This window comes from Emticicia fontis, assembly GCF_054779675.1.
In genome coordinates, this window is sequence record NZ_BAAGXU010000006.1 from 1 (window position 1) to 14860 (window position 14860).

The following is a 14860-nucleotide window of genomic DNA, read 5'->3' on the forward strand; positions in this document are numbered from 1 at the left end:
ACTTAAAAAATGTACCTTTAATATCTATTACCCTGTATCGTTTTTTTAGGACTAGTCATAATTGTCAGCTAATTAGAATTTCAAATCTTTCAGATAAGCTGCATCGTTTTTCATACTTTCAATCGGGCTTACAGGATATTGCTCTTGCTCTACCAAAAAATACTTAATGCCAGCATCTTTACCTGCACGCAATAATTTTTTGTAATCAATGATACCTTTCTCCAAATCAGTTTGTTTTGGCTTAGGGTCTTTGGTCTCCAATTGTTTTATATGGCACAATTCGTAACGTTTGCCATATTCTTTCAAGTGGGCTAATGTATCTTCCCCGGCAGCTTCAATCCAGCACATATCTAATTCAAACATCACTAATGATGGGTCAGTATTCTCTAATAAAATACGTTGACCTTTCACCCCGTTCGCATTCTGGAATGAGTATGAGTGATTATGGTAACCATATTTGATGCCATATTTTTTAGCAATTTCACCATTTTTAGTGAAAGCCTCTGCCTTTTGTTTCCAGGCATCTGCCGATGGCTGCATACCGATAGCCGGACAAATCACATAGCTTAAACCACCTTCAGCACATTTGGCAATCATTTCTTCGTTGGTATCGTTCAAGCCTAAGTGTGTACTTACCATTTTCACTCCGATGTCAGATAGATAAGCTTTCGCTTCTTTTGGAGTCATTCCCCAGAATGGGTCTTTTGAGTAACTTTCAAAATATTCGTAGCCCATATCAGCCAATTGTTTCATATAGCCTTTAGGGTCTTTTGGCAATACATCACGGATACTATATAGCTGGCAACCGAACTCTTTCAGTGTGCCTTTAGCTTCTACTCTGTTAGCTATCAGGGCCAATACTGCCAAAGAAGCCGTTTGTTGTAAGAATTTTCTGCGATCAATCATCATAGTTTTGCAGGAGGTTTTGGTTTTAATTAAATGCACGGCAAGTTAGTAGATTTTATTGCACAAACGGAATGATAAATGTGATTTTTTGTGGTTTTTAATCCAAACTCAAGCCTTTGAATTTTTTCTAACCAACAAAAAAAGCACAGGCAGCCATCTACCTGTGCTTTCATTGAATTCTATTTCAAATCTCAACCCTCAAACATCTTACCTAAGCCACCTAAAACAGAGCCGCTTTCTTTATTGGCATTGCCACCATAAGGAGCCAGACGTTGAATCAGTTTAGAAATTGGTAATGATTGAATCCATACCTTTCCGGTGCCACGAAGTGTAGCCAGGAATAAACCTTCGCCACCAAAAATCATTGATTTCAGGCTACCTGCACGTTCAATATCAAATTGTAGTTGTGGCTCGAAACCTACCACACAACCAGTATCGATACGCAAAGTTTCATTATTTAACTGACGCTCAATAACCACTCCACCTGAGTGAATGAAAGCCATTCCGTCGCCTTGCAATTTTTCAAGAATAAAACCCTCTCCACCAAAGAAACCTGAACCTAAACGTTGGTTAAAATGGATAGAGATGCTTGTTCCTAAAGCTGCACAAAGGAATGCATCTTTTTGAACAATAAGGGTATTGCCCATGATTTTACCTAAATCAACCGCTTTAATTGTACCCGGATAAGGCGCAGCAAAGGCTACTTTGCGCTTCATTTGTGGCGCACGGTTCGTAAAGTGAGTCATGAAAATAGATTCACCCATGATAGCCCGGCTGCCCGCCTGCAATAATTTACCTAAAAAACCTTGTTGTGGCTGTGAGCCATCGCCCATCTTGGTTTCAAACTGGATACCGTCTTCCATGAAGAGCATAGAGCCGGCTTCGGCAACTACGGTTTCGTAAGGGTCTAGTTCGATTTCGACAATCTGAATGTCTTCGCCAAATATTTTGTAATCAATTTCGTGAGAACGCATAGCTATATATTGGGTTTATGATTTTGCGACGAATATATAAGTTTAGGAGAATATCTTTCAAAAAAAACTACATAAATGGGTAGATTGTTGAGGGAATGGTAATTTTCAGGATATTTTAAAATTCTTCCAACCTTTTAGCGTTATCTGGTATCCTAGTAGTAAATGTAGAGAATTTTAGACAAAACTACTGGAATAGTTTTTGAACTAAAATTCTCTGAATGTATGAAAGATAGCTTAAAAAATTTAAAGGAAAATTTTATGAAAAGGTTAATGGTAGTTATGATGGTTGCATTGGCAACTGCATGTTCGAAAGACGAAGTGACAGAGCAAAAGGCTTCGCTGGGTAGCACAATTGAAACAGCATATTCTAAAGCAGTAGTGTTGCAGGAAGGTGTTGAAGTAAAAGTAACAAAAATAGAGGACAGCCGTTGTCCGAAAAGCGTTGTATGTGTTTGGGAAGGAATGGTAAGAGTGTATATAAGCGTTTCTGAAAAAGGTGCAACCAAAGAAGCGGTTATTGATGTAAAAGGTGGCGAACAAAAACCATCATCAACTTCTGTGGTTCTGAATGGTACAACTTATGTAATTGAGGTAACAGATGTATCGCCTTATCCGCAAACACCTGATCCGATTAGCTTGCAGGATTACAAGATTAGCTTCAATATCAAAAAAGCTTAATAACTAGGAAAGGCTAACCAAACGGTTAGCCTTTCTTTATTTATGCCTGTGGTTCGCTTGGCGGTGTTGGTTGTGTTGGTTCTTCCGCTTTATTGCCACCGAATAAATCCTGTAAGAATTTCTCAGCTCCCGGAAAATACTGCTTTAAAGCTTCTGCTCCTTCTGTTTTCAGTTTTTCAAAATACTCAGGTGCTTTATCAAGCGCTTCTTCGGCTTCGCCTTTAAACTTAGTGCCTTTTTCTTTCAAATCGGCCAGTGCTTTTTCTCCTTCTTCGGTCTGTAAATATTTGTGTAAGGCTACACCCGCAGCTGCTCCCAGTACGAATGTGGCTAAGTGTTTTGCATTTACCATGGTCTTAAATTTATTTGTTGTTAAAACTAAATCGACGAAATTAGGGAATAAAAGTATCAATAATTTATGAGGATAATCATTAATTTTGCCCATAGGTAAAAAATATTGATAAATGGCTGAAAACCTTATTGACAACAAAAAAAGTATTCCAACACTTTACGAATGGGCAGGCGATATTAAAACTTTTGACGCCTTATTTACGAAGTTTTATGCTAAAGTTCTGAAAGATGAACTACTGGGCGAAGTTTTTAAAGATATGTCGCCGGAGCATATTAAACACGTGTCACATTTTGTGGCAGAAGTTTTTGGCGGAGATAAATTTTATACAAACGAAGACAATGGCAGCCATACCAAAATGATTGGCAAGCATATTGGAAAAATGCTGACAGAAGAAAAACGCCAGCGTTGGGTACAGCTTTTATTACAAACCGCTGATGAAGTAGGTTTAAAGAGTGACCCGGAATTTCGTTCGGCATTTGTAGGATATATTGAATGGGGGACAAGATTGGCAGTTATTAACTCGCAACTGACAGAAAATCCGATGACAACCAGTGAACCAATGCCTAAATGGGGTTGGGGAGAAACGGGTGGCCCTTACCTCCCAAACGGTTAGTAAAACCAACTATTAGGAAATAAGAAAAATATTGATAAATGGACGAAAACCTTATTGACGATTACGCTCGGATCCTTTTTGACTATCATTTTTTGCAGCAACCGCTTAAAAAAGCTGATTGTATTTTTGTATTGGGTAGTCACGATCCATCGGTAGCCGATTACGCAGCTCAACTTTATAATGAGGGCTATGCGCCTTATATCATTTTTTCAGGTGGGGTGATTCGGCCAGTAGGTGAACTGAGAAATGAAGTGCCCAAAACCGAAGCAGAGGCGTTTTTCGATATTGCCGTAAGCAAAGGTGTGCCCGCCGAAGCTATTCTCTTAGAAAATGAAGCGACCAACACAGGTGCTAACTTTATATGTACCAGAAAACTGCTAAAAGATAAGAACTTAGATTTCAAGCGTTTTATTCTGGTGCAAAAACCCTATATGATCCGCCGGACTTATGCCACGGCTATGGTACAGTTTAACGATTTTGATTTCATCGTTTCGGCATTGCCTGATACTTACGATTCGTACTTAGCCCGATGCCAGGCTGGTGGGATTACAAAAGAAAGAGTAATCAGTAATATGACAGGCGATTTACAAAGATTAAAGATATATCCGGACAAAGGATTTCTGATAGCAATGGATATTCCTGAAGAAGTCTGGACCGCTTACGAACGACTTCTTGACTTAGGATTTGAGGGACGTATGGCAACCTAAGTATAGCTGCCATTTAATAAATTATTCTACCTAAAATCACGCTGCTTTTAGGGCATATTAAGAATTGCTGCTTAATATTGACCCGTAGAGAGCATGACAAGGGTACAAGCCTCCAAAGGTTCAATCTTATTTTGAGTCAATAATGATTCAAACTCAGGGTTTTCGGTGCCTGGGTTGAATATTACTCGCTTAGGTTTTAACCCTACAATATATTCATAATATTCAGGCTGACGTTTGGGACTGATATACATCGTTACGGTGTCTACGCCCTCCAGTTCGGGCTTATTTACCTGTATTTCTTTACCGCCAATTTCTCCTTGGTCTCTGCCAATGAGTTCAATTTCATGCCCATGATTTAACAACCGGTTTGCAGCTAAAAAAGCGTAACGTGTGGGGTCGGTGGATGCGCCTATGACTAAAGTTTTTTTTGACATTGCTTGTCTTGTTATTTATACTAAAACATTTAAATAAATGGCTTTTGTTCCTTAATTTTGGATTAAAACCACAAATTAAAAACAATTTTTTGCTGAAAATGTTGTTATTATGCGAAGATAATCCTGACTGTTGAGACTTATACTCATTTTGCTGCTGGCATACTTTTTTAAGTAGAATGAACAATAGTTGAGATTAAAAAACTTATATAATTTTTGTGATGAATAGAGGACTGAATAGTGAAAAAACTGCTCTTTGGGCAGAGCGATGGACACCAGTTGTCATTGATGTAGAAGGAGTTGAAAATCCTCCTCGTTATGAGGTTTCTAATTTTGGAAGACTCCGCAGCTTGCAGAACGATGCTAAAGGTACAATTATCAAAGGCTCGGTTATTCAGGGTTATAGATCGCTGAATGTAAGATTACCTAAAGGAAAAACATTTAATCGCTATATTCATAAATTAGTGGCAGAAACCTTTGTGAAAAAAGATAGCCTCGACCACAAGTTTGTTATCCACCTTGACTACGATAAGATGAATAACCATTTTGAAAACCTGAAATGGGTTACAAAAGACGAAATGGTAGAGCACAACCGCGAAAATCCTGCTGTTAAGAATAAGCCGATTCCCAGGAATACAAAAAACTACAAACTAACCGAAACAAAGGTTAGAATGATAAAAAAGATGCTTCAGAACGAAAATACCCGTCTGAAAATGATTGCAAAACAGTTTGGTATCACACATACGCAATTAAATCGTATACGCTCGGGTGAAAATTGGGGCTACCTGAAAACTGAGGAATAATAGATACTAGCTTGCTAATTGATGTGATAGAATACTTTATAGGTATAGGTACTTGAAGTATTCCGGTCTTCTCTGTGTGTCACTTCTGAAAACAAAAAAGGAACGACCTGTGCCGCTCCTGCAAAATCTATAAACTTCTGAAGAGGTTTATCTGAGTGTTATTTTGCCTAGGTCAATCAGAAAGTCTTCCTTCCGGCGACGTGCTACTTCCACTTCATAATTATCTGACATGATAGCAAATCCACCCTCGCCTTTGACGTATTTCTTTACGTGGCGCAGATTGATTAAGTGTTGATTATGTACCCTACAAAAATGATAAGGGGTCAATAATTCCTCATATTCTTTCACATTTTTCGATACAATAATTTTCTTTTTGTCGGACAGATGGAATACAGTATAGCTACCATCGGACTCGCACCTGATAATTTCTGAAATCGGGATATAAAAAACACCTTCCTGCGTTGGCAATGCCAGTTGCATATTGTCGTTTTTAGGCGTACGGATATTCTGCAACAGCAACTCTATGCTATGATTGGTATCTTTCTTTTTGATACGGTTTATTACTTTCTCTACCGAATAATCCAAATCGTCAACATCCACTGGTTTTAGCAGATAATCAATAGCTCCAAACTTAAAGGCCTGAATGGCATACTGGTCATAACCTGTTACGAAAATGACTTCAAATTTTACCTCCGGCATGGCTGTCAGCATATCAAATCCGGTTTTGCCCGGCATCTGTATGTCCAGAAATACCAGATCCGGTTTCAGGCGTTGAATGGTAACAATTCCCTCATCTGCTGAGTGCGCTGCCCCTAACAATTCTATTTCAGGATAACGTTCTAATAATTTGGCAAGCACCTGGCTTCCTCTTACTTCATCGTCAATAATCAGGGTTTTAATTTTCATATGGGTAGATTTCTAGCGTTTTTAGGTACTATAGAATGCCTAATTTCTTTAAAATGCTTTTGGTAATTTCAATTCTGTCAGCCGCAAAAGTCGGCATCTCTTTCTCAACTGGTTTATAGACTCTTGTAGCAAAAAAGTATATATTGTTTTTCGTTTGGATATAGCCCACATACCAGCCTATATCTTTCGGCGGAGTATCAGCCCAACCTGTTTTGGCTCGCAGTATATAATCAGGTGTTTCTTCCTGAATCATAATTTTCTTCACTATGCCAAAAGTCCTTTTCGAAAAAGGTAGTTTTTCTTCATGCAATTTTACCAGAAATTCTAGTTGGTTTTTAGGTGAAATAGTCAGGCTTGACCCCAGCCAGAAAGTCGTTAGTCCGGCACTTATATCTTTGTTGCCATAATTACAGACCTTCAGGTATTGTTGATAATTTTTCTCGCCAATCCTTCGGGCTAATTCCTGATAAAACCAGACGGTCGAATTTTTATAGGCATTTTTTAAATCATGGTCAGCATTCCACACATCACGGAATCGTTTTTGCCCGTCCCATTTAATTACTTCATTTTCATCTTTTATTACCCCTGTTTCTAAGGCTATCAGCGAATTGGGTATTTTAAAAGTCGATGCCGGAGAAGTAGGTTTTATAAACTCGGCTTTATCACTCACGATATATTCTTTCTTTTTATAATCGTATAGAAAAAAGCCTCCTTCCAGATTCTTCTCTTTAAAATATTTACTAAAATTCTGCGTTTTTTGTGCGGAAGCATCCACCAGAAAACCAATAATAAAAATAAAAGTGAGTAGTTTTTTCATTCTAATAAAGCACGAAGTAAATTTGGACTGATTTCAAACAAAAATAACTAGCTTGTAATGAATTATTGAAGAAATGACCCGCTTTTTTGCGGAGAATTTTATTCTAGGGAAATGAAGATGTATGTTTTAGTTATTTTAGAAAAAGCCATGTGAAAAAATGAATTTAAAAGTACTGTGTTTTGGCATTACCCGTGATATTATCGGGCAATTTGAATATAAAATGTCGCTTCCATCGGAGGCGACGGTGGCAGACTTGAAAAACCAACTTTCAGCGCAGTTTCCAAGATTTGCAACTTTAAAATCGCTGCGTATCGCTTTGAATGAAGAGTATGCTGAAGATGCCATGACATTGAAAGAAAACGATGAAATAGTATTAATTCCGCCTGTGAGTGGGGGATGATTCATTTGAAGAAATCTGATATGATGATAGATATACAACTCTTACAAACGCCACTTTCAGAACAGACTTGCCTTGATTTTGTGAAAACAGATGATGCCGGAGGTATTGTGGTTTTTGTAGGTACCGTACGCAACCAGACGAAAGGCAAAGCGGTTATAAAACTCGATTTTGAAGCCTATGAGCCTATGGCTATTTCGGAAATGCGAAAAATTGCTGTGCAAGCCGTTGAACAATTCGCCCTCAAAAAAATTTCTGTTCATCATCGGGTAGGAACGCTGGCCGTAGGCGAAGTTCCGGTAGTAATTGCTGTTTCATCAGCACACCGTAAAGCCGCCTTTGATGCCTGCGAATTTGTGATTGATACCTTGAAAGAAACAGTACCTATCTGGAAAAAAGAGATTTTTGAAGATGGAGAGGTATGGGTATCGGCTACGCCTTGATTATGGTAAATAATAAACGTGACAAATATATACTGCTACAAATGAAAAAACTGCCTTATTTAAAACAGCTTCTGGCTGTTTTTTGCCTTGTGACTTGTCTTCAAAACCTGGGTTTCTCTCAAGAGAAACAAAAGAAAGTATTGTTTGGACTTTATGGAGGAATGAATATGAGTAAAATTACGCCGCCTCCAAATAAGACATCAGGAATGAAATTTGGTACTACCTATCAGTGGAATTCCTCTTATAATTTTGGTGGATTTATTGATCTTTATTTCGCCAAGCGCTTGTATCTTGAGAGTGGAGTTAGTCTCATTTCAAGGAAATCAAACACATCGCCCAGATCGGTTAATACCATATCTTTTTCAACCTATGACAATGGTGTAAAGAATTATACTTTAGATTTATATACCAAATTTGATCATGAAGCCTTAGCTGTTCAAATTCCCTTGGCTTTGCATGTGGATATAATTAAAACGAAAAAATTCAGAACCAATATCTATGCAGGATTAGTGCTTGAAAACAATATCAGATATGAAGTAAAAGAAACAAATAGTTTAGGATGGAAACCAATTATTCCAACGCAGGATATTTTAGATAATGCGAGTAAATATACCAATGGCTGGTGGGGCGGACAAGCTACTAAATTTAACAAAACCACCTATGGAGGGATGATAGGCGTCGGGTTAAATTATAAAAGAATAGGGTTAGATATAAACTATAATGGTACTGAAAGAACCGCTTATTACACTATAGGGATAGCTGGCCCGGCTCATTTTAAAATGCCAAGCTTTATGATGAATCTACGATTTCAGATAAATTAGGCCATTATGTATGATTACAATTTAGTTTGACTCATGATTGGTCGTTAAATCGGAATGAGTCAAACTCAACTCTTGTATTCACATTCTTCAAAAAGCTTTTTTCTTCTACTTCTATCAGCTCAACCTCATTGTATTGCAGAAAAACCTTTGGGCTTTTATGACCTGCTTTGATATATTCCTTCAACAATGGGTAGGCTTTCGGTTCATAAATAGTAATCAAAGGTTCAGGCGCATCAATTTCAGGGTTGTAGAAAGCTGTGGCAATTTTCTCAGGATTTCGATGTTTGATTAAGAGTGCAATAATTTCGTCAGTAACCAAAGGCATATCACAAGCAATTACCAACCATGCAGCTTGGGAATTATATTCAAAAGCTGAGAGAATACCACTGATAGGGCTGATAGCAAGGATATCAGGTATGACATTTTCAACAAGCCCCTGCTCTTCGCGGGAAGAAAAATAAACTTCTGAGCAAAACTTACTTAATAGCTTGAATAGATAATCTCTTTGAGATAAGCCATGATAACGAAGCAGACTTTTATCCGTGCCCATCCGAGAACTTTTGCCTCCAATCAGAATCAACCCATTCATTCAATCTCCAATTTAAAATCCCGTTTTCCACCTGATTTCTCAATCAATCGCGTTTCTTTGATAACAATATTGTGAGAGAACGCCTTACACATATCATACACAGTCAATGCAGCAATGCTGGCCCCGGTCAGCGCTTCCATTTCTACACCTGTTTTACCTGTCAATGAAGCCGTGCATTCAATTACCACTTCTTTTTTATCATTTAGTGCAATCGTAATCTGGCAATTTTCAAGTCCAAGTGGATGGCAGAGAGGTATTAAATCGCCCGTGCGTTTGGCAGCCATTACTCCGGCAATAATGGCTATCTGAAATACCGGACCTTTTTTGGTATGAATTTCATCATTCTGCAATTTTTCAAGAATCGCCTCATCTAATACTACAATGCTTCGGGCCTTGGCTATTCGTTTAGTAATGCTTTTTTCGCTTACATCAACCATTGAAGGGTTTCCGGAGGCGTCTATATGGGTAAATTCTGACATAATTTTATTTCTTTTGTAAAACGCCTAGTTCGCTATACCATATTTCTTCATTTTCAATCATTTTTCTGATTACTTCTGTTACAAAGTCTTTATTAGTAAAGAAACTATAATTGACTACATTAACAATATTGGCAGGCAGAATTTCAAGTATTTTTAGCCTATACTTCGCGTAAATGTCAAAGGGTACCTCGCGTTTCTTGTGTTTCAGACAATTATCGCAAATTCCACAGGTTGCCTCCGTAAACTCATCAAAGTATTCCTGCAAGAACTGCATCCGGCATCGGCGTTCTTCCTGCGCAAATTGAACAACGGCATCAACCCTTTCAGTGTCTTTTGCTTTTCTCCGATTATACTCAGCTCTGTCAATAGCTAAGTAATTAGCATCTTGTCGGGCTGTCAGAAAAGTTAATTGAGGGGTGCTTTTCTGCTTCTGATAAGTAGCTATGCCTACTTCGTGCAGATACTCAAGCATCTTCTCTACTTCCGAGTTTTGGGCAAAGAAATTTCTGGCTATGGCAGATTCAGAAATAACCGTGAAATCGGTAAACAACTGGCCGCCATACATCCTTAGCAGCATTTTCGTGAACTTATCATAATTGGCATTTTTCAACTGAAAATTATACAAAGCATGATTATCAACCTTAAAAATCAGTTTTGAGGGGCTGAAATAAGAATCACTCAACTGTATCAATCCCTCGTCTTCCAGTTTCTTCAAAGCATTATGTGTATCATTAGCCACTAAACCAAAAGTGCCGATATATTCCTGAAAGTCGAAATCATAACTCTCAAAGTTTTCTGCCCCTACAGCCAATTTGAAGTAATTAGCCAAAGCCTGATAAATCCTTTTCAGATTCTCGATTGGTGGATATTTTTGTTCGATCTGCTTATATATATCAGTCAAGTCAGATTTAAAATATAGCAGAATAGCATAAGATTTTAAACCATCCCGTCCGGCACGGCCTGATTCCTGATAATAGGCTTCCAGATTCTCGGGCAAGTCCAGATGCACCACTACTCGTACATCGGGTTTATCTATCCCCATGCCAAACGCATTGGTAGCCACTATTACCCTCACCTGATTTTTGATCCACGCTTCCTGCTTCTTGAAACGGTCGTTCATCGCCAATCCGGCATGATAAAATTCAGAGGGTATTCTGTTTCGGTTCAACCAGTCTGAAATCTCTTTGGTTCTCCGGCGGCTTCTTACATAAACAATGGCTGAGCCTTGTACTTTCTGTAAAATATCAAACAACTTGCGCTCTTTACTCTCTTCACAAAAAGCAGAATACGAGATATTTGCTCTGGCAAAGCTCTGCTGAAATACCTTCGTATTGCGTAAGCCTAGTTTCTGCTGAATATCCGCCTTCACATCTTTAGTCGCAGTTGCCGTTAGGGCAATCATTGGCGCATTAGGCGCAAATTTCCTGAAATCAGGGATTTTCAGATAAGGAGGCCGGAAATCATAACCCCATTGCGATACACAGTGTGCTTCGTCAATAGCCAGTAAACATACTTTCATGCGTTTGGTACGCTCCTGCATGATTTCTGTCAATAGACGCTCAGGCGATACATACAAAAACTTATAATCACCATACACAAAATTATCTAATGTATAGTCTATTTCGGTGCGGTGCATACCCGAATAGATAGCGGCTGCCTTGATGCCTCTTTTTTTCAATTGCTCTACCTGGTCTTTCATCAAGGCAATCAATGGAGTAACTACAATACAAACTCCCTCCATTTGTAAGGCAGGTACCTGAAAGCAAATCGATTTCCCCCCTCCGGTTGGCAGAATAGCCAAAGTATCGTTTCCAGCCAATACAGAATTGATAATATCTTCCTGTAAAGGTCGGAACGTTTCATGTTGCCAATATTTTAATAATATTTCTCTAGATGCTTGCATCGTTCAAATCGCAGTTTCCGTCTATAATGCAAAGATAAGCTAATATGATAGTTTATCTAAGCGTAAAATAATTAGTTTAAGAAGTAATTTGTATGAATAAGGGTACCTTTGAAAGTTAACCGGTAAATCATACTTTCAGCATTATTTAGAATATTAGCTTCGCAAAAACGTTATAATATTCGCTAGAATTTATACCTTGTACAAAAATTCAAAGCAACCTTGACCCATTGAATTACGTATTTTTTTTAAGACCCTTGAAAACAGGAATTGACGCTAAAGATTATGAGAAAAATTTACCTTTCTGGCTTACTATCTCTTTTGGTAATGTCAGTATTTGCCCAGAAATCTACTAAACCACGCCATGAGGAGTTTGCAAAGACGAATCCCTACAAGATAGAATTCATGAAGGGAAAGATGATTGTGTGTCCGGGCAATTTTGTTGATGCCAATACTTATGTACCTCCTGCCAAAGAAGTAGAAGAAGCCTTGAAAGGGAAAAACGTACGTTCAACAACCAAAGCTACTTTTATTGTAACCTATAATGGCTTCTCGCCGGCGGCTCAGAAGTCTTTCCAGTTAGCAGTAGATATCTGGTCTAATTTAATCACCTCGCCTGTACCTATTCGTATCAATGCCATCTGGCATCCGATTGATAGCGAAGGCGTAAGTGGTACTATCTTGGGGCAGGCAAGCCCGGCAGACTTTACCAGAAATTTCCCTGGGCAACAAAAGGCTTCCACATGGTATCCGATTGCTTTGGCTGAGAAAATAGCCGGGCAAGAACTGAACTCAGTTAATGACCCTGATATTACAGCCGAATTTAATAGTTCAGCACCCTGGTACTTAGGTACTGGTTCACCAGGTCGTAATGAGTTTGATTTTGCTTCTGTAGTTTTGCATGAGTTATGCCACGGTTTAGGTTTTACTTCCTCATTACGTTCAGCTATTACTTCCACTACTGCTTCATGGGGATATGACACCGGCTCACCTTTTGTTTTCGACGGATTTGTTGAAAACGGTACAGGCCAGCAATTAATTGATACGAAAAATTTCCCAAATCCATCTGCGGCTTTGCGTCAACAGTTGATAGGCAATAATCTGTTCTTTAATAGCCCGAGCTCTGCGGCTAAAGGCGATGAAAAACCTCGCTTATATGCACCTAATACCTATCAGCCAGGTTCAAGTACTTCACACGTAGATGATAATACTTATACATCAGGAAATCCTAATTCATTGATGACCTCGTCTGCCAGCTTAAGAGAGGTAATCCGTGATCCAGGCCCATTAGTGAAAAATATGTTTGCTGATATGGGCTGGAAAGGGACATCTATCTTGCATACACCGCTCAAGAATATAGAGACTTCAGTAAAAACTGTAACAGTTAAGGCTACTATCACAAGTGATACCACTTTGATAGCGGGTAGCGCAAAAGTATTTTATACTGAGAATGATACAGTAATGACTCACGCAAAGTCGATAAATCTGGTACGTGTAGGTTCGACTAATGATTATACCGCAACTATTCCGGTAACTACCCAAAGTTCAATTATCAGATATTATCTGGTGGTTGATGATAATTTCAAACGTAAAAATACAGCGCCTGCCGAAGCACCTTTGTCAGGTTATTATGGATTCCAGATTGGTGAGGCAGACATCTCGTCTCCTTTTGTTTCAGCGGCTCCCCTAACATTTGTTTCTTCAGGTGTTAAACCAGATATTTTTCTGAATGCCGAAGATGATTTCGAACACGGGATAGACACCGTTTATGTAGAATATATGGTGAATGGGCAGGCAAAGACACCTGTTGGTCTGAAAAAATATAATCCGGCTACTGATGATAAATCTTACTCTCAAGGTAGAAATGATGCATTTTCTTATTTAGGGAAAGCTATTTTCGGTGATTTGAAATCAGGAGACCATGTATTGTATCGCATTGTGGCCATCGATAACTCGAAGAAAAAAAATACAACTATACTGCCTTCTTATCTGAACACACCAGGAAATAATGTAAAAGTTACACCTGATTATTATGAATTTGCAGTAACAGATCTGGTAACGCAAACACCAGTTTTAACTTATAGTACAGATTTTAATACTACTAATAACGATTTCGCAGGTATAGGCGGTTGGGGTATTACCCAACCATCAGGCTTTAATGATGGGGCTTTGCACTCTGCTCACCCTTATAAAAATGGTGGCGATGAGAACCTGGAGTCTAATACAATGGCTTTATTTTTAAGGCCAATTGAGTTGAAGATGGATGCAGATTCGGCTAACATTACTTTTGATGAAATTGTATTAGTAGAACCAGGTGATAACGGCACAGTATTCGGAGATCCTACTTTTTTTGATTATGTAGTGGTAGAAGGCTCTTACGATGGAGGCGCCTCATGGATACCTTTTGAAGATGGCTATGATGCCACCAGCAATAGTGTGTGGCAGAAAGCTTTTACAGGTAGTATGGTAAATGGTACGGTAATGGGAGCCGATGGTGAGCCTTTTCCTAGTGTAGACTCTAAAGCAGTGGGTACACCTGCTATGTACAAAACAAGAACTATTAAAATGTTAAGTACAGATAATTTTGTAGGTGGAGATATTGTACTGATTCGTTTCCGTTTATATTCTGACCAGTTAACTTATGGCTGGGGCTGGGCTATCGATAATCTGAAAATACAATTACCGCCACCACCACCAGTACTGGCAGTAGAGCCGGGTTTAGAAAAATCAGTAATTCTATCACCAAACCCATCGCCGGATGAAATACAAATCAGCACTACTTTAGCCAAACCGGGCCGTGTGAAAATGGAAGTATTTGGTGTCAATGGTAAAAAGATAATGGATAGAGAGTTTATGGCAGAGATCAATACTTTCTACCAGAAAATTGATGTAAGTGATTTGAATCCGGGTACTTATCTGGTTCGTTTACATACCGAAAATGGCATGGTAACTAAAAGATTTGTAGTTAGCAGATAATTAAAAGCAAAACATATAACAAGAGCCATTCTCAAAACGGGAATGGCTCTTGTTGTTTAATATCAAAA

The 14860-nt window shown here is 38.6% G+C and carries 17 protein-coding genes; 8 read left to right on the forward strand and 9 right to left on the reverse strand.

The window, feature by feature from the left end; translation table 11 throughout:
- Positions 1 to 72: 72 nt before the first annotated feature.
- Both ACYVFA_RS04390 and ACYVFA_RS04395 read right to left on the reverse strand, forming a co-directional pair.
- Positions 73 to 909, reverse strand: a complete 837-nt coding sequence (locus ACYVFA_RS04390) for a sugar phosphate isomerase/epimerase family protein (RefSeq protein ID WP_460470588.1) — start codon at positions 907 to 909, stop codon at positions 73 to 75.
- Between the two features lie 188 nt (positions 910 to 1097).
- The gene (locus tag ACYVFA_RS04395) at positions 1098 to 1880 is read right to left on the reverse strand and encodes an AIM24 family protein (RefSeq protein WP_460470589.1); all 783 of its coding nucleotides are present in this window, start codon (positions 1878 to 1880) and stop codon (positions 1098 to 1100) included.
- 258 nt (positions 1881 to 2138) lie between these two features.
- Between ACYVFA_RS04395 and ACYVFA_RS04400 the strand changes: the two genes are divergently transcribed.
- A complete protein-coding gene (locus ACYVFA_RS04400; protein WP_460470590.1) occupies positions 2139 to 2558 on the forward strand; it encodes a hypothetical protein in 420 nt (139 codons plus the stop codon).
- Between the two features lie 40 nt (positions 2559 to 2598).
- On the opposite strand, the gene ACYVFA_RS04405 is transcribed toward ACYVFA_RS04400, so the two are convergent.
- Positions 2599 to 2910, reverse strand: a complete 312-nt coding sequence (locus tag ACYVFA_RS04405; protein WP_460470764.1) for a YtxH domain-containing protein — start codon at positions 2908 to 2910, stop codon at positions 2599 to 2601.
- 112 nt (positions 2911 to 3022) lie between these two features.
- Between ACYVFA_RS04405 and ACYVFA_RS04410 the strand changes: the two genes are divergently transcribed.
- Together ACYVFA_RS04410 and ACYVFA_RS04415 are read left to right on the forward strand one after the other, a co-directional pair.
- Complete coding sequence (locus tag ACYVFA_RS04410; protein WP_460470591.1) at positions 3023 to 3523, forward strand: group II truncated hemoglobin; 501 nt, start codon at positions 3023 to 3025, stop codon at positions 3521 to 3523.
- Positions 3524 to 3561: 38 nt separating this feature from the next.
- Positions 3562 to 4230, forward strand: a complete 669-nt coding sequence (locus ACYVFA_RS04415) for a YdcF family protein (RefSeq protein ID WP_460470592.1) — start codon at positions 3562 to 3564, stop codon at positions 4228 to 4230.
- A 71-nt stretch (positions 4231 to 4301) separates the two neighbouring features.
- Here the strand turns inward: ACYVFA_RS04415 and ACYVFA_RS04420 are convergent, their stop codons facing one another.
- Positions 4302 to 4664 (reverse strand): CoA-binding protein, encoded by a 363-nt coding sequence (locus tag ACYVFA_RS04420; protein WP_460470593.1) that lies wholly within the window; start codon positions 4662 to 4664, stop codon positions 4302 to 4304.
- Positions 4665 to 4882: 218 nt separating this feature from the next.
- Here ACYVFA_RS04420 and ACYVFA_RS04425 point away from each other — a divergent pair, with 218 nt between their 5' ends.
- The gene (locus ACYVFA_RS04425; RefSeq protein WP_460470765.1) at positions 4883 to 5464 is read left to right on the forward strand and encodes an NUMOD4 domain-containing protein; all 582 of its coding nucleotides are present in this window, start codon (positions 4883 to 4885) and stop codon (positions 5462 to 5464) included.
- A gap of 147 nt (positions 5465 to 5611) precedes the next feature.
- On the opposite strand, the gene ACYVFA_RS04430 is transcribed toward ACYVFA_RS04425, so the two are convergent.
- Positions 5612 to 6370: a LytR/AlgR family response regulator transcription factor gene (locus ACYVFA_RS04430; protein ID WP_460470594.1), complete on the reverse strand. Its 759-nt coding sequence runs from the start codon at positions 6368 to 6370 to the stop codon at positions 5612 to 5614.
- A 28-nt stretch (positions 6371 to 6398) separates the two neighbouring features.
- Positions 6399 to 7187: a class D beta-lactamase gene (gene blaOXA, locus ACYVFA_RS04435; RefSeq protein ID WP_460470595.1), complete on the reverse strand. Its 789-nt coding sequence runs from the start codon at positions 7185 to 7187 to the stop codon at positions 6399 to 6401.
- A 157-nt stretch (positions 7188 to 7344) separates the two neighbouring features.
- Between blaOXA and moaD the strand changes: the two genes are divergently transcribed.
- Genes moaD through ACYVFA_RS04450 form a run of 3 tightly spaced genes read left to right on the forward strand, consistent with a single transcriptional unit; the run spans position 7345 to position 8848 of the window.
- The gene (gene moaD, locus ACYVFA_RS04440; protein ID WP_460470596.1) at positions 7345 to 7587 is read left to right on the forward strand and encodes a MoaD/ThiS family protein; all 243 of its coding nucleotides are present in this window, start codon (positions 7345 to 7347) and stop codon (positions 7585 to 7587) included.
- 20 nt (positions 7588 to 7607) lie between these two features.
- A complete protein-coding gene (locus ACYVFA_RS04445) occupies positions 7608 to 8027 on the forward strand; it encodes a molybdenum cofactor biosynthesis protein MoaE (RefSeq protein ID WP_460470597.1) in 420 nt (139 codons plus the stop codon).
- On the forward strand, positions 8006 to 8848 hold the full coding sequence (locus ACYVFA_RS04450) for a porin family protein (RefSeq protein WP_460470598.1): 843 nt from the start codon (positions 8006 to 8008) through the stop codon (positions 8846 to 8848). The genes ACYVFA_RS04445 and ACYVFA_RS04450 overlap by 22 nt, the downstream gene beginning before the upstream one ends.
- A 31-nt stretch (positions 8849 to 8879) precedes the next feature.
- Here the strand turns inward: ACYVFA_RS04450 and ACYVFA_RS04455 are convergent, their stop codons facing one another.
- The 3 genes from ACYVFA_RS04455 to ACYVFA_RS04465 are packed head-to-tail and all read right to left on the reverse strand — an operon-like array spanning position 8880 to position 11819.
- A complete protein-coding gene (locus tag ACYVFA_RS04455; RefSeq protein WP_460470599.1) occupies positions 8880 to 9437 on the reverse strand; it encodes an NTP transferase domain-containing protein in 558 nt (185 codons plus the stop codon).
- Positions 9434 to 9916 carry a cyclic pyranopterin monophosphate synthase gene (gene moaC / locus ACYVFA_RS04460; RefSeq protein ID WP_460470600.1) on the reverse strand — a complete coding sequence of 161 codons (483 nt, stop codon included), beginning with the start codon at positions 9914 to 9916 and terminating at the stop codon, positions 9434 to 9436. The genes ACYVFA_RS04455 and moaC overlap by 4 nt, the downstream gene beginning before the upstream one ends.
- A 4-nt stretch (positions 9917 to 9920) precedes the next feature.
- Positions 9921 to 11819: a RecQ family ATP-dependent DNA helicase gene (locus ACYVFA_RS04465; RefSeq protein ID WP_460470601.1), complete on the reverse strand. Its 1899-nt coding sequence runs from the start codon at positions 11817 to 11819 to the stop codon at positions 9921 to 9923.
- Between the two features lie 282 nt (positions 11820 to 12101).
- Between ACYVFA_RS04465 and ACYVFA_RS04470 the strand changes: the two genes are divergently transcribed.
- Entirely contained in the window at positions 12102 to 14792 is a 2691-nt protein-coding gene (locus tag ACYVFA_RS04470; protein WP_460470602.1) for a T9SS type A sorting domain-containing protein, read from the forward strand.
- The last annotated feature ends 68 nt before the right edge of the window (positions 14793 to 14860 follow it).

Bases quoted from the DNA above. Each gene is read 5' to 3' on its own strand.
- ACYVFA_RS04390 (WP_460470588.1), bottom strand. From the start codon at position 909: ATGATGATTGATCGCAGAAAATTCTTACAACAAACGGCTTCTTTGGCA.
- ACYVFA_RS04395 (WP_460470589.1), bottom strand. From the start codon at position 1,880: ATGCGTTCTCACGAAATTGATTACAAAATATTTGGCGAAGACATTCAG.
- ACYVFA_RS04400 (WP_460470590.1), top strand. From the start codon at position 2,139: ATGAAAAGGTTAATGGTAGTTATGATGGTTGCATTGGCAACTGCATGT.
- ACYVFA_RS04405 (WP_460470764.1), bottom strand. From the start codon at position 2,910: ATGGTAAATGCAAAACACTTAGCCACATTCGTACTGGGAGCAGCTGCG.
- ACYVFA_RS04410 (WP_460470591.1), top strand. From the start codon at position 3,023: ATGGCTGAAAACCTTATTGACAACAAAAAAAGTATTCCAACACTTTAC.
- ACYVFA_RS04415 (WP_460470592.1), top strand. From the start codon at position 3,562: ATGGACGAAAACCTTATTGACGATTACGCTCGGATCCTTTTTGACTAT.
- ACYVFA_RS04420 (WP_460470593.1), bottom strand. From the start codon at position 4,664: ATGTCAAAAAAAACTTTAGTCATAGGCGCATCCACCGACCCCACACGT.
- ACYVFA_RS04425 (WP_460470765.1), top strand. From the start codon at position 4,883: ATGAATAGAGGACTGAATAGTGAAAAAACTGCTCTTTGGGCAGAGCGA.
- ACYVFA_RS04430 (WP_460470594.1), bottom strand. From the start codon at position 6,370: ATGAAAATTAAAACCCTGATTATTGACGATGAAGTAAGAGGAAGCCAG.
- blaOXA (WP_460470595.1), bottom strand. From the start codon at position 7,187: ATGAAAAAACTACTCACTTTTATTTTTATTATTGGTTTTCTGGTGGAT.
- moaD (WP_460470596.1), top strand. From the start codon at position 7,345: ATGAATTTAAAAGTACTGTGTTTTGGCATTACCCGTGATATTATCGGG.
- ACYVFA_RS04445 (WP_460470597.1), top strand. From the start codon at position 7,608: ATGATGATAGATATACAACTCTTACAAACGCCACTTTCAGAACAGACT.
- ACYVFA_RS04450 (WP_460470598.1), top strand. From the start codon at position 8,006: ATGGGTATCGGCTACGCCTTGATTATGGTAAATAATAAACGTGACAAA.
- ACYVFA_RS04455 (WP_460470599.1), bottom strand. From the start codon at position 9,437: ATGAATGGGTTGATTCTGATTGGAGGCAAAAGTTCTCGGATGGGCACG.
- moaC (WP_460470600.1), bottom strand. From the start codon at position 9,916: ATGTCAGAATTTACCCATATAGACGCCTCCGGAAACCCTTCAATGGTT.
- ACYVFA_RS04465 (WP_460470601.1), bottom strand. From the start codon at position 11,819: ATGCAAGCATCTAGAGAAATATTATTAAAATATTGGCAACATGAAACG.
- ACYVFA_RS04470 (WP_460470602.1), top strand. From the start codon at position 12,102: ATGAGAAAAATTTACCTTTCTGGCTTACTATCTCTTTTGGTAATGTCA.